Origin of the sequence: Paenibacillus camelliae, from assembly GCF_023715345.1 — a bacterium.
GTDB lineage: Bacteria > Bacillota > Bacilli > Paenibacillales > Paenibacillaceae > Pristimantibacillus > Pristimantibacillus camelliae.
In genome coordinates, this window is record NZ_JAMBNY010000001.1 from 768,179 (window position 1) to 781,790 (window position 13,612).

At 43.1% G+C, this 13,612-nt stretch carries 13 protein-coding genes; 2 read left to right on the top strand and 11 right to left on the bottom strand.

Features of this window, described 5'->3' with window-relative positions; genetic code table 11:
• Positions 1–174: 174 nt before the first annotated feature.
• The 6 genes from M3180_RS03575 to M3180_RS03600 form a co-directional block, all read right to left on the bottom strand.
• Positions 175–687: an adenine phosphoribosyltransferase gene (locus M3180_RS03575; protein ID WP_251666351.1), complete on the bottom strand. Its 513-nt coding sequence runs from the start codon at positions 685–687 to the stop codon at positions 175–177.
• 31 nt (positions 688–718) lie between these two features.
• Complete coding sequence (gene recJ, locus M3180_RS03580; protein ID WP_251665868.1) at positions 719–2,722, bottom strand: single-stranded-DNA-specific exonuclease RecJ; 2,004 nt, start codon at positions 2,720–2,722, stop codon at positions 719–721.
• A 36-nt stretch (positions 2,723–2,758) separates the two neighbouring features.
• On the bottom strand, positions 2,759–3,151 hold the full coding sequence (locus M3180_RS03585; RefSeq protein ID WP_251665869.1) for a cation transporter dimerization domain-containing protein: 393 nt from the start codon (positions 3,149–3,151) through the stop codon (positions 2,759–2,761).
• 194 nt (positions 3,152–3,345) lie between these two features.
• The gene (gene secF, locus M3180_RS03590) at positions 3,346–4,281 is read right to left on the bottom strand and encodes a protein translocase subunit SecF (protein WP_251665870.1); all 936 of its coding nucleotides are present in this window, start codon (positions 4,279–4,281) and stop codon (positions 3,346–3,348) included.
• Positions 4,271–5,506, bottom strand: coding sequence for a protein translocase subunit SecD (gene secD, locus M3180_RS03595; RefSeq protein ID WP_251665872.1), 1,236 nt, complete (start codon positions 5,504–5,506; stop codon positions 4,271–4,273). The genes secF and secD overlap by 11 nt, the downstream gene beginning before the upstream one ends.
• A gap of 86 nt (positions 5,507–5,592) precedes the next feature.
• Positions 5,593–5,832: a post-transcriptional regulator gene (locus tag M3180_RS03600; protein WP_285855561.1), complete on the bottom strand. Its 240-nt coding sequence runs from the start codon at positions 5,830–5,832 to the stop codon at positions 5,593–5,595.
• 154 nt (positions 5,833–5,986) lie between these two features.
• Between M3180_RS03600 and spoVB the strand changes: the two genes are divergently transcribed.
• The gene (gene spoVB / locus M3180_RS03605; protein ID WP_251665874.1) at positions 5,987–7,579 is read left to right on the top strand and encodes a stage V sporulation protein B; all 1,593 of its coding nucleotides are present in this window, start codon (positions 5,987–5,989) and stop codon (positions 7,577–7,579) included.
• Here spoVB and M3180_RS03610 read toward each other — a convergent pair.
• Complete coding sequence (locus M3180_RS03610) at positions 7,576–8,334, bottom strand: YetF domain-containing protein (protein WP_251665876.1); 759 nt, start codon at positions 8,332–8,334, stop codon at positions 7,576–7,578. The two genes, spoVB and M3180_RS03610, sit on opposite strands and share 4 nt — an antisense overlap.
• 178 nt (positions 8,335–8,512) lie before the next feature.
• Here M3180_RS03610 and M3180_RS03615 point away from each other — a divergent pair, with 178 nt between their 5' ends.
• The gene (locus tag M3180_RS03615) at positions 8,513–8,893 is read left to right on the top strand and encodes a TIGR04086 family membrane protein (protein ID WP_251665878.1); all 381 of its coding nucleotides are present in this window, start codon (positions 8,513–8,515) and stop codon (positions 8,891–8,893) included.
• A gap of 71 nt (positions 8,894–8,964) precedes the next feature.
• Here the strand turns inward: M3180_RS03615 and yajC are convergent, their stop codons facing one another.
• The 4 genes from yajC to M3180_RS03635 are packed head-to-tail and all read right to left on the bottom strand — an operon-like array spanning position 8,965 to position 13,609.
• Positions 8,965–9,273 (bottom strand): preprotein translocase subunit YajC, encoded by a 309-nt coding sequence (gene yajC, locus M3180_RS03620; protein ID WP_251665879.1) that lies wholly within the window; start codon positions 9,271–9,273, stop codon positions 8,965–8,967.
• Positions 9,274–9,294: 21 nt separating this feature from the next.
• The gene (gene tgt, locus M3180_RS03625; RefSeq protein WP_251665881.1) at positions 9,295–10,428 is read right to left on the bottom strand and encodes a tRNA guanosine(34) transglycosylase Tgt; all 1,134 of its coding nucleotides are present in this window, start codon (positions 10,426–10,428) and stop codon (positions 9,295–9,297) included.
• A gap of 21 nt (positions 10,429–10,449) precedes the next feature.
• On the bottom strand, positions 10,450–11,496 hold the full coding sequence (gene queA, locus M3180_RS03630; RefSeq protein ID WP_251665883.1) for a tRNA preQ1(34) S-adenosylmethionine ribosyltransferase-isomerase QueA: 1,047 nt from the start codon (positions 11,494–11,496) through the stop codon (positions 10,450–10,452).
• Positions 11,497–11,503: 7 nt separating this feature from the next.
• Positions 11,504–13,609: a SpoIID/LytB domain-containing protein gene (locus tag M3180_RS03635; RefSeq protein ID WP_251665884.1), complete on the bottom strand. Its 2,106-nt coding sequence runs from the start codon at positions 13,607–13,609 to the stop codon at positions 11,504–11,506.
• Positions 13,610–13,612: the final 3 nt, after the last annotated feature.

The following is a 13,612-nucleotide window of genomic DNA, read 5'->3' on the forward strand; positions in this document are numbered from 1 at the left end:
CCTTCTACGAGCATCCTACGTCAACGCTCGATTGAGAAATCCACTATCGAGACTTGTTATATTTAATGAATGTATTAGCTTAATGGTGTCAATGTGGTAAAAAAACAGACCGCGAAAGCCTGTACAATGAATATTTCAAAGTACAGGCTTTAATCGGTCTACCCTTTGCCGGTGCTAGTATGTTACAAGTGATTGAACCTCAATGCCTTCAAATTTCTTTCTTCCTTGCAGCTCTTCAAGCTCAATGAGAAAAGCCGCACCGACAACCTCTCCACCTAATTGCTTCACAAGATCTACAACGGTAGCAATCGTACCGCCAGTTGCCAACAAATCATCAGCAATTAGAACCCGTTGGCCAGGTTTAATAGCGTCCTTGTGCATAGCAAGCTGATCCGTACCGTATTCAAGTGAATAGCTAGCGCTAATCGTTTCACTTGGCAGCTTCCCGCTCTTTCTTACAGGAACAAATCCGACGCCGAGCTCTAGAGCAAGCGGTGCGCCGATGACAAATCCGCGAGCCTCTGGTCCTGCAATAACGTCAATATTGTAATGCTCCACTTTGTTACGCAGCGCATGAATGGCTGCCTTATAAGCTTGCCCATCCTGCAGTAGCGTCGTAATATCTTTGAAGGAAATACCAGGAGTTGGGAAATCCTCGATAACACGGATGTAGTCTTTAAAATTTATAGTTGAATATGTCAACAGATTCAATCCTTTCTTAATTCGCTTCAAAATCTTGCCATGCTAGATGGTACCGTGTAGAGCTCGTCAGCTCTCGCTTTTGTGGTTTTGAGACAGCTGTTATATGAGAAGCTTTACGAACGATAAAGTTTAGTTCTTCGAATACATCAATGATTAATTCGATTTCTGCTTGCCCTAGTCCACTAATCTTGCACAATTGCTTGACTAGTTCACTTTGGTGCATGGAGCCCTGTTTACGAATGTACTGATAAATAATACCAAATTGTTCTCGCGAAGGGAATACTTTTAATCGATCTTTTTCGACATGAAGATCATATAATTGCAATTGTGGTTTTCGTATCGAATTCCACTCATTTATATTAAGCTCGCCAACCACTTCAACGCGATCATACGGATGAAGAAGTCGTTCGTACTCGCCCTTACCAAAACCAATAACATCGAGGCTGCTTCCGTGATCCTTTAGCTGTAGCTTAAGATGCTTTCCTTCTTTGCCTATCGCCTTTCGCTCACTAATTGCTGCACCTTTAATGAGCACACGAGGAGAAGGGTTACTCATGCCGAAAGGCTCAAGCAAGGATAGCTGCGAGATTGTATCTAGTGTGACATCGGACAGCTTACATGATAAGTCAATCGTCAGCTTTGGAATCCAATCCTCCTCTGACAGCCACTGGTTTGCTAACCCGCTTAGCTTCTGCTCTAGCTGCTCTAACGCTTCAACCGCCACAGTCATCCCTGCCGCAGCCTGATGACCGCCGTAATGTAGCAATAGCTCTTCACACTCGCTTAACGCTGCGTGCAAATCGAAACCTTCAATCGAACGCGCAGAGCCTTTTGCTGTTTTTGTCTCCCCATCAATTCCGAACACGAGCACTGGCTTATAATAACGTTCAAGCAGCTTAGATGCGACGATACCGATTACACCTACATTCCAGCCTGTCTGTGCAACCACGATAACACTAGGCTCCTGCTCATTATGCTCTAACGCTAATTGTTTTTTTCTTTGCCATTGCTCTTCTGCTTCGACGACCATTTCCTCAACAATTTCCTGTCGCTCTTTGTTCAAGGCATCAAGCTGAGCAGCAATTTGTTCAGCCTTCTTCTTATCCATAGACGTAAGAAGCTGAACAGCGATACTCGCGTGATCGAGTCGTCCTGCAGCATTGATTCTAGGCGCAAGACCAAAGCCTACCTTAGTAGCCGTTAGCTCCTCTATCTGTGCTCCGCTTGCTTCTGCGAGAGCATTAAACCCTATATGCTCACCCTTGCGCAGCTCTGCAAGTCCATAAGAAACAAGAATTCGATTTTCATCCTCTAACGGCATCAAATCTGCGATGGTGCCTAAAGCGACGACACCGCTCCATTCCATTGGCGGCTTATCAAGTAATGCAGTTGCCAGCTTAAAGGCTACACCTACACCTGCAAGGCCTTTAAAAGGATACGGACAATGCTCCTGCTTAGGATTGACTACGGCATAGGCTTGCGGCAGCTGTTCTGGCGGCTCATGATGGTCAGTCACAACAACATCAATCCCTAGAGATGCGGCATAATTTACTTCATCATAAGCACTAATACCAGTATCGACCGTTACAATTAATTCCACACCTTCTTGCTTAGCCTTATCAATCGCTGCGCGGTTCATTCCATAGCCTTCTAACATTCGATGTGGAATATAGTAATCATATTGTAGACCTAACCGATCAAAGGTGTAGCAAAGCAACGTTGTGCTTGATACACCATCCGCATCATAATCTCCATAAATTCTTACTTTCTCATTTCGCTCTAGTGCCAGCATAATACGCTTCACCGCTTTTTCCATATCCGCTAGCTGAAACGGATCATGCAATGACGCTGTTGTTCCGTATAGGAATGCTTCAATGCTTGCTTCATCACGGTAGCCTCTCTGAATAAGAAGCTTCGTCACGAGAGTCGGAATGCTAAGCTGTTTGCTTAATCGTTTGGCTAATTGCTCAAATTCGTCAGACCATGATGCAAGCTGCCAGCGATTTCTTCGGTTTACCATATCGACAGCCCTTTCTATTTCACCACCAAGTTGCAGCTATTGTAATATTGTAGAAATCTCCTCCGAGGAGCTAGATTCATTGCTTTTGTAAGGATATTCAGGCGTGAAAGGCTTCACATGAATGACAGCATCACTTAAATGAGTGAAGCGATGCATCAGCAGCCAGCGAACTCGCTGTGCAATTTCATACCCTTCCTGTACTGTTATTTTCGGGTTAACATTAATCGTTAACGTAGCTATCACATAGTGACCCTGCTCTCGAGCTTCGCATGATTCAACTGCAATAACACCCATCATGCGCAGCACAACGTTTTTAATGTCTTCACTGTTCTCTAAGCGTCCTTGTTCATTTGGACCGATTTGCTTATTAAAGACACGTTGAATAAGACGCTGCAGCAGACCCTTTCCCTTGTCAACATCAGTAGACATAATAGCCTCCTAAACATATAATGCCGATTCAATCGTTATGAACGTTACAATAACTTATTATAGCATAGCCTCGAAAAAAAACTGCAATATTCAAAGTCAATCATGACGATGTTCTCGTCACAAAAAACTGGCTATGGTTATTCATACGTGACCATAGCCAGTTTTTATTTATTTTACGTTGTATAGCTTCAAGCTTAGACGATAGGTTGATCGGTAGGTCTAGCGTTACCGCCTGTCGTTTTTTTCTTTTTCTCTCTCTTTTTAAATTCAAACCATAATGGGCTTGCAATACAAAGAGTAGAATATGCACCGCTAATAAGACCAATCAGCATAGCTAGTGAGAACAATCGGATGGACTCACTTCCGAACAAGAAGATAAATAGAGTCACGATAAATACAGTTAATACAGTGTAAAGGTTACGTGCCATCGTTTGCCAGATACTCGCATTAACAAGCTCAGTAAGTTGCTTCTCATTTCTCGTTGGATTAAATCGTAAATTTTCACGAATACGGTCAAAAATAACGATTTTATCATTAATCGAATAACCAAGCGTCGTTAATACAGCTGCTATAAACGGTAGATCAACTTCAAGCCTGAAAATCGAAAATAATGCTACAACGACAAAGCAGTCGTATAGAATCGCTATATTCGCAGAAACTGCAAAACGCCATTCGAAGCGAACCATCACATATAGCATAATGAGTATCGAAGCAGCGAGAATCGCCCAAATCGTTTTCACAGCCAGCTCACGAGCTAATTCCGCAGAGACGACGTTAACCTCGAATGAAGCCCCTTCTCCGAATGAAGCTTTGAAAGCCGTTTGAATTTCTCTAGTTTGTTCATTGGTAAGCTCATCCCCAAATCGTACCGAGATACGATCATTGTTCGTGCCGCCTACCGTTGGCACTTCACTGTAGCCAAGTTCATTGAGTACGGAGATTACTTCTTGCTGCTTAACCGGTTGCTCTGTCACGGTGTCCATTGTCGTTCCTGATTTAAAGTCAATACCGAGATTAAGCTGGAAAAGCAGTAGCGACAATATTCCAATTATCGTAAGCGCAATAGAAAAGGTAAAAAACTTCTTACGATTTTTCACAAAGTCATAGCGTATTTTTGTATCAAAGCGCACGAACATCTTCCTCCTTTACGCCGTAAAATTTTGGCTTCATAAAAGCATTACTCTGTACGAGCATAGACAGCAGGAAGCGTGATAAATAAATATTAGTTATGACGCTGACAATAATACTGAAGATCATCGTAAGTGCAAAGCCTTTAATTGCACCGTCTCCGATGACATATAGTGCAATACTTGCAATAATACTTGTAATGTTGGCGTCCATAATAGTACGGAATGAGTTTTTGGAGCCTGCCTTCAAGCTTGAAATCATGCTCTTTCCGCTGCGAATTTCTTCTTTAATTCGTTCTGCCGTAATAATGTTCGCATCCACAGACATCCCGACACCAAGAACAAAAGCAGCAATACCTGGCAATGTCAGAGTGGCATTAAGCCAGTTATGAACGAGAATTAGGAGCCAAGCGTAAGTAATAATAGAAATCGATGCAACAAAGCCTGGAATACGGAACACTAGCATCATGAATACTAGTACAATAACTGAGCCAATTACGCCTGCAGTTACCGTATCCTTCATGGAGTCAAGACCTAGCTTCGCCCCAACACTTTGCGTATATTTCTCCGTCAGCTTAAGCGGCAATGAGCCCATATTAATGAGATCACGCAAATATTCAGCTTCTGCAACCTTTGCGTCACCTAGAGATATTTGTGCAGATGTTCCAGAAATTGGATAATTAACAACAGGATCAGATATCATTTCCTCATCCAAATAAATCGCTAATTTTTGTCCTACCAATGCACTGGTCACATCATATAACTTATTACCATCCTTTAATTCAATCGTAACAATAGGGCGATTAAAGTTATCATAAGCTACACCCGCACTATTTTCCTTAAAGTCTCTTCCATCAAGCATAATCGTTCCGTCTGGTGCTCTAAACGTTAAGTTAATAGGCTTAGCAAGCATCTCGCGAATTTCTTCTTCATTCTCTACGCCAGGTAAGCGTACACGAATACGATTCGATCCTTCTGGTAAAATCTCTGGCTCAGCTACACCAGATTCATCAATCCGTTTTTCTAATGCTTTTGCTGTTTGCTTTAGACTTTCTGGTGTTACTACTCCACCTTCATCATAAGGTGAGGCTTCATACAGCACTTCAAAGCCACCCTTAAGATCCAATCCTAATTTTACTTCTTTTAGTATTGAAGGGCTTGTCCATATGATTGCGCCAAACAGTACTACAACCACAACGGAAAAGGCTAGCAATCTTTTCATTACCATACTTTAGTTATCCCCCTTAAAATCTCAATATTCCCATTATACAGATCGAGTAATTTCACGTCAAAAAAAGAAACTCCTTCCGACAATTAGAAAGAGTCTCCCTTATATGCACTTAGCATGAGAAAATTCATAAATTGTGTTGGTTTCAAAGACAATATATCACTCACTAATTGATGGAGCTCCGGCTTGCCCTGCTTAGCATACTTCGCACTGACGCAGCGCCATATCTCGGATGCTTCAACATGATCATATCCAATCAGCCTAAATTCCTCCGCCTTACTGTTGCAAAGCTCTTCAATGACTGAATCCCACTCGATGCTGGTCAATCGCTTCACCTCCTCTAAGCTTAGGGAGCATAGCTCAACCTATATATTCGCTAATTATAACATATTTCCTGCTGATGCTTATCAATTTTGACATGGAATGGAGGATGACAAGCATAGGATGGAATGTACAGGCTTATTAAGAGAGGTGTAAGTAATGACAAAGCAAAGCTTTATCAAGGGTGCCATGATTTTATTGCTGGCAGGAATTATAAATCGTATCTTAGGTTTTATTCCAAGAATTACATTGCCACGTATTATCGGTGCTGAAGGAGTAGGGATTTATCAGCTTAGCTATCCGTTTCTTATTGTTTTATTAACCTTCATTACAGGCGGCATCCCTTTAGCTATCGCAAAATGGATTGCAGAAGCAGAGTCAGTCGGTGACACGGCCAGAGTGAAACGAATTTTCAGAACAGCTATGGTGCTAAGTGTGTCGATTGCCCTGGCGCTAACAAGCTTTATGCTTTTTTTTGCACCGCTTATCATTAAGTACATTATACCTGAGCCGCGAGTTTATCAGTCCTTTTTAGTCATGACACCACTACTCGTTATTATTGGTGTTAGTGCAGTTTATCGAGGATACTTCCAAGGTAAGCAGAATATGATTCCAAGTGCAGTTTCACAGACGATCGAAACACTCATTCGCATCATCTTCTCTTTAGTGCTCTCCTATATGCTTTTGCCTTACGGCTTGCAATGGGGAGCTGCTGGTGCAATGATGGGGGTCGTTATTGGGGAAGTGGCATCCTTGCTTACGATGCTGTTCTGTTATTACCGAGAGCGCAAACGCAAGCTCTCCGCATTAGTGAATACGACTTCTGTGGAAGTAAAGACGGAAATAACAAAGACTATAGAAACAAAGGATTCGTCGATACTTCGTAAGCTGCTCTCCCTATCTATTCCTGTAACAGGCAGCAGACTTGTAGGCTCAGTCAGCTATTTGTTAGAATCCATCTTTACAGCGAGAAGCCTTGCAGCAGCTGGCATTATTACAAGCTTAGCTACCGCACAGTATGGAGCTTTGCAGGGGATGATTATGCCGCTTATTCTACTGCCAACAGCATTGACCTATTCCTTAGCAGTGTCACTCGTACCGTCCTTATCCGAGGCAGCTGCACAAAAACAAAACAGTCTCATTCATAAACGTCTTCATCAATCGATGCGCATCTCACTCGTAGCAGGAGCACCGTTTACCATTATTATGTTTTTGTTTGCCGAACCGATTTGTGAGCTGCTCTATGCGCATAGAGAATATGCTCCTATGCTTCAGCTAATAGCTCCTATCGGTATATTTATTTATCTACAGGCTCCGCTTCAGGCAACGCTGCAAGCGTTAGAGAAGCCTGGTGTAGCGTTAGGAAACACCTTTATTGGTGCTGTGGTAAAAATCAGTCTGATCATTATTCTAGCATCTAATCCGGCACTTGGTATTCTTGGAGCGCTGATTGCGATTGCAGTTAACACTGTACTCGTTACCGTCCTCCATGCGTTTAGCGTGAAACGGTTTGTCGGCTTTCAAATGAATATACTTGATTTTGTAAAGGTAGGAGCAGCGATTGTTATCGCAGGGGCGTTTGCACATTATGTAAAGTCGCTGCTGTCAGCTCAACCAGAATGGCTTAGTCTGCTGATTGCATGTGCAACGACGATGATTCTTTACGTATATTTCATGTTTTTAATGAAAATTATAGATCGAGATGATTTAACACGTATCCCTTACATTGGTAAATGGTTTAACGTGCATTAATGATCCTTTTTCTCAATATCGATGTAGATGCGATTTTTGTGATCAATCGTGCAGAGCAGCACCTCTTTGAACTGTGTAGCACCTTTTTCTTGAATAACATTTTTAAGCCAAAATCTTGTTTTCTTTAGCTTCTCAAGGTTATTGTCCTGTACTTTACCGTCCATGATGAGTGGTATCGGTAAGGTCTCATAGCGAAAGCCTTGTGGTATGGTGCTCTCGTTTGTTGATGGTTGCTGTGCCTGTTGTTCATTATTCTGTTCATTCTGATCACTAGCTTGCTCAGCATTAGCATCTTCCTGCTGCTGACTAGGCTTAGGAATAACAGATAGTTTTCCGCTCGTTTCTAATATTGCGAACTCAACATCATCAATGGAAGCAATCCCTTGTTCACGTAATTGAGTCATCAGATCATCCAAATTATATCGTTGCTTCTTCAGCTCATCCTTATAAATCTGTCCTTGAGCCATAATCACTGATGGCTTGCCATCAAGAAATAAACGCAGCTTGCGGCTCTTTAAGGACATAAATGCAGTAACGAACTGAACCACTAACAATATCGCGATGGGGATTAGTCCATGCGTTAACTGACTATCCGGATCTTCGATCTCGATGACGGCTAATTCAGCAATCATAACAGAAATTACGAGATCAAATACGGACAGCTTACCTATTTCACGTTTGCCCATGAGGCGCAGCACAATGAATACGATGACGTACATCAATAACGTTCGCCATGATAGTCCAATCCAATCCATGAACCTACTTCCTCTCTAACTAACGTATGAGGTATTGTGACCGCATGAGTAACGGTTCATACAGATTAGAGTCACGTATTATATGGGAATTAACAAAAAGAAATATTGTATTGACAACTTGTACTAATTCCAGTGGGTTGACCATAAGGTAAATTATAATACATTAAGGAGGGTTATCATGAATACAGGTACTCGCAAGCTAATGGCGATGCCAATTCTGGCAGGAATTACATTCGCGCTTATTTGGCTCGCCGCCGGTGCACTGCTGCTCTCATTGTTACTGCATTTTACATCAGTGAAGGAAAGCAATCTGGGGATGATGGCTTTTATTGTACATAGCTTAGCTTCTTTTGTTGGAGGCTTTAGTGCGGGTAAGCGAGCTAGCTCTAAAGGTTGGTACTATGGCAGCAGCTTAGGAATTTTGTATGGACTTATTATTATCATTGTAAGCTTCCTCGCAACAGACGTATCACTCAGCCTTCACAGCTTTACATTACTGTTATCTGTGCTAGCAGCAGGAGCTTTCGGCGGCATGATTGGTGTTAATTTGCGTAAATAAAAATGTCCCAATAGACGACATGAATCCGTGTCGCTATTGGGACATTTTCATTGCTATAAAAGCTATGTAGCCTATTCCGCAGATGGTGCAGATTGAGATACAGTGCTGATCGCACTGCGGTCAAACGTAAGCTTAACTGTATCGTTTACACGAACAACAGCAGTATCATCAGTAAGCTCAACGATTGTTCCATGAAGGCCACCGATCGTTACGATCTTATCGCCCTTTTTCAATTGATGTAGCATTTGAGTACGCTGCTTTTGCTTCTTTTGTTGAGGACGAATAAGTAGGAAGTAAAATACAACAAACATAAGCACGAAAGGAAGTAATAATCCCCAAATACTTTGTGTTTGCGTTGCATCAGCTAGATAGATTGACATTTGTTATCACCCCTTTCAACGTTAGAATCCTTTATCATTATCGTGCAAGCCATATTGTTCAAAGAATTGATCTCTAAAATCAAGCAAGCTATCGTTCATAATGGCTTCACGCACGTTTTTCATTAAATTCACGAGAAAATGCAGATTATGATAGGTCGTTAGACGAATGCCAAACGTTTCATCTGCTTTAAGTAGGTGACGAATATATGCTCTAGAGTAATTCTTACAAGTATAGCAATCGCAATTAGGATCTAATGGTCCGAAATCCTCAGCGAATTTGGCATTACGAACAACGAGTCTTCCTTCGCTTGTCATCGTTGTCCCATTTCGTGCAATACGAGTAGGCAGAACACAATCGAACATATCGATACCACGTATTGAGCCTTCGATTAACGCATCAGGTGATCCTACACCCATGAGGTAACGAGGCTTATCCGTAGGTAAATGTGGAACTGTATAATCAAGCACCTCATACATCAGATGCTTAGGTTCTCCGACACTTAGTCCACCTATAGCATAACCCGGGAAATCCATGGAAGTCAAATCTTTTGCGCTCTGTACACGAAGATCCTCATACATGCCGCCCTGTACAATTGCGAACAATGCTTGATCATGTTTACGCTGGTGCGACGCTAGACAACGCTCAGCCCAGCGTGATGTACGCTCTGTCGATTGTTTTACATACTCATAGGTCGCAGGGTATGGTGGACATTCATCGAAAGCCATCATAATGTCAGGTCCAAGTGCATTTTGAATTTCCATAGCTTTCTCAGGGCTTAAGAACAATTTTTCGCCACTTAAATGCGAGCTGAATTGTACGCCTTCTTCGGTAATTTTACGACGATCGCTTAAGCTAAACACTTGAAAGCCGCCACTGTCAGTTAGAATTGGACGATCCCAATTCATAAACTTATGCAAGCCGCCTGCCTTTTTTACAATTTCATGCCCTGGTCGCAAAAACAAATGATACGTATTGCTGAGGATGATTTGCGCATCCATCGATTTAAGCTCCTCAGGGCTCATTGTTTTCACCGTAGCTTGTGTTCCTACTGGCATGAAGGTTGGTGTTTCAATGATGCCGTGTGGAGTATGGACTCTACCAAGACGTGCCCCTGATTGCTTACATTGTTTAATAAATTCGTATTTTATCGCCAAGTTGTTCACTCGTCCTATCTTTTAATATATAAACATTGCATCTCCAAAGCTGAAGAATCGATACTTCTTCCCAATAGCTTCTTCATAAGCTTGCATAATATGCTCACGGCCAGCAAGTGCGCTGACAAGCATAACTAGCGTTGACTTGGGAAGATGAAAGTTTGTCAGCAGTCCACTAACAAGCTGGAAGGTATAGCCTGGATAAATAAAAATCGACGTCCAGCCATTGCATGATTGAAGTGGTTCATCGCCAAAGCGCTGCCCAATTGTTTCTAATGTGCGTGCTGAAGTGGTGCCCACAGCTATTATTCTACGTTCTTCATCTCGAGCTCGTTGCAAAATTTTTGCCGTTTCTTCACTAATCTCATAATATTCCGCATGCATCTCATGCTCTTCTACTGTTTCAGAGGACATCGGGCGAAACGTACCTAAGCCAACATGCAGCGTGATATAGGCCAGCTCCACACCTTTAGCCTCAAGCTCTGCCAAAAATGCTTCTGTGAAATGCAAGCCTGCCGTAGGCGCAGCAGCTGAGCCTTCATGCTTCGAATATACCGTTTGATAACGTTCCTTCTCATCTAATCTTTCTTTAATATATGGAGGAAGCGGCATTTCTCCAAGCTGATCTAGCAGCTCGTTAAAAATACCTTCATAGGAAAATCGAACGATTCGCGCTCCCATCTCCCCTTCCTCTTCTACTGTTGCCCGAAGTAACGGCTCGCCAGATCCGTTGTCGCCAAAATCTACAACTGTACCAATTTTCATCCGCTTTGCAGGCTTGGCCAATACTTCCCAACGATCATCCTCAAGCTGCTTTAACAGCAGCAGCTCAATTTTCGCACCAGTATCCTGCTTCATTCCTAACAGCCTTGCTGGAATAACTCGTGTATCGTTCAACACAAGGACATCGCCCGCATGCAGCTTGCTCGATAAATCTATAAACGCTCCGTGCTCAATTGCTCCCGATTGCTTGTTAAGCATGAGCAATCTTGAAGCCGTTCTTTCCGCTAGAGGTGTTTGCGCTATAAGCTCCTCTGGAAGCTCAAAATCAAATAAATCTACATTCATCGTTTACTCAGTCCTTAGCAATTGTTGATCCTGCATAATAGTATTTCAGAATATACTGATAGTCATACCCTTCCTTAGCTAAGCCGTAGGCTCCATATTGGGATAGACCTACGCCGTGACCATTACCCGTACCATCAAACTGGAAGCCTGCTTCAGCTGTCGCTGCCCGAACATTGCCTTTTCCATCTAGTACAAACAAGTAGTCAGAGCTAGCCTTAGAAGATTGACCATTAGCACCAAGCACCTGCAAACCAGAGGCGCCATCCTGCTTCGTTCTTTTGTTGCTGCTCGCACCGAGTACGACAACCTGTCCCGTTTGTTCAATGGAAAAATACGTGCTTTGAAGCGAGCCATCTACACCAAGCACACCGCGTAAATCAACGGGCTTGGCTACGGCTAGCGGTTTACCATTGACGCTTACCTCCGTAGCTCTGCCCGATGGGCCCTTCTTCGTAACTTCCATCGTTGTAATCGGAGACGTAATCGATAGCTTTGCACCTATCGCCTTTAGCATTTCCTCGCTTGTATATGGTCCTCTGCGCCAGGTCATTGCATTAGACTGTATAATTTTTTCAAGTGCGACAAGCTGTACGCCGCTGTTAATGACCTCGATTGGTGTAACATTGCTCTGAATTAACGGGTTGCGGCGAATATTGGTACCATCCGTATTGGAATGCAATATCGGCTTGCCCGCCGCATTCTTCATTCCTGTATCCTTTACAAGATCCTCACGGATATAGCCTACCTTGCCGTTTGGCAGGACGACACGATACCAGTTGTGTAGTCCTGCCTCGGATATCGCATCGGGACTTACTACAGATTTTAGGTAAGCTACTTCATTACCCCATATCTCTTTCGCATCAGCGGTTCTTCCACCAGCACTTGAGCTGAATAGCGTTTCAACCAGTCTTCCATTGTACATCAGCACTTCGCCCTTAGTAGCATCGACTGCTGCAGTTGTATTCTGATGCTCTGAATGTACGCCATAATATGCTTGACTTGTCGTTGTATCGACAACGTGGGCAACCGTAAAGCCATTCCCTCCGTACAGTGCATACGTTCTAGCAGCCACCGCTTGAGCCTTTAATGCTTCAATCGGCCAAGATGGGAACATTTCAATAGCGACAACAGAATATAAATATTGCTCTAATGGCAGCTCATTAACGATGTACATTTGATTGTTGAGTGCTCCCGCTTCGATCGTTCCGCGATAGCTGCGCTCACTCCGCTCGGCTAAAGAGACATAACCATTCGCTTCTGCTTTTACGGAAACAACCATTCCAGGATTATAAAGGTAGAGCTCATCGGAGCTGTTCGCTGCGCCGTCAACACTGTGATCGACACGCATTACAAGCATATCCTCGTTACCTTTTACTGTGCTTAGCTTGCTAGACACCTTTGAAGCAGCTGTCTTTACGAGCTCAAGCTCAGCTTCAGTACCTGCCAAGCCTACGAGCACGGTAAACTCCAGCTTACCTGAGCTGTTAAGCTTCATGCCGACTGCTGTATCTAGCCCCTGTGCACCAAAGCTTGCGGCTGCTTTGAGTGCTTCGGATTTTGTTGCATAGCTGCCACTGCTAAGCGAGTGAGGACCTGCTACGATCATACTCGTTCCTGCAGCCTTTGATATTGTTGCATTACCTTTCCATTTGTTGAGTGCAGTAGTCGCTTCACTATGCGCACTATACCCACCTTCTAATACTTGATAGGTGGCGGTATTTTTTTTACTAAGCGAAATTAAAAACGGTGAGCCTCCCGCTGCTTTAACAGCATCGTATACCTGCTTCGCTTGATTAAACTGTGTAGCTTCAACAACCTTTACTTTATAATCATTCATTGCGAGTCTAAGCTGATCATTCTCAGGAAAGCTTAGCCACTGCGTCGTTTGCTTAGAAGCTGTTACCGATAAATTCATCGCACTGCTTGAGCTCAGTGTCGCAGTCTTAGTCAGACTAGTATATTTTCCTGGTAGATTTACAAACAACGCAACCCGAATATTATCAAGCGTTGGAACCGCTGCTTGAGCTGTCGGTGCCAGCTGTGACGTGCCAGCAGCGAGCAAAACCATGACGATAAGCAATGTGGACATTGCACGTCTAAATGACTTGTTCATATG

Coding starts and splice junctions, on each gene's coding strand:
- M3180_RS03635 (WP_251665884.1), bottom strand. CDS start 13,609: ATGAACAAGTCATTTAGACGTGCAATGTCCACATTGCTTATCGTCATG.
- M3180_RS03615 (WP_251665878.1), top strand. CDS start 8,513: ATGAATACAGGTACTCGCAAGCTAATGGCGATGCCAATTCTGGCAGGA.
- queA (WP_251665883.1), bottom strand. CDS start 11,496: ATGAATGTAGATTTATTTGATTTTGAGCTTCCAGAGGAGCTTATAGCG.
- yajC (WP_251665879.1), bottom strand. CDS start 9,273: ATGTCAATCTATCTAGCTGATGCAACGCAAACACAAAGTATTTGGGGA.
- M3180_RS03585 (WP_251665869.1), bottom strand. CDS start 3,151: ATGTCTACTGATGTTGACAAGGGAAAGGGTCTGCTGCAGCGTCTTATT.
- secD (WP_251665872.1), bottom strand. CDS start 5,506: ATGGTAATGAAAAGATTGCTAGCCTTTTCCGTTGTGGTTGTAGTACTG.
- recJ (WP_251665868.1), bottom strand. CDS start 2,722: ATGGTAAACCGAAGAAATCGCTGGCAGCTTGCATCATGGTCTGACGAA.
- spoVB (WP_251665874.1), top strand. CDS start 5,987: ATGACAAAGCAAAGCTTTATCAAGGGTGCCATGATTTTATTGCTGGCA.
- M3180_RS03610 (WP_251665876.1), bottom strand. CDS start 8,334: ATGGATTGGATTGGACTATCATGGCGAACGTTATTGATGTACGTCATC.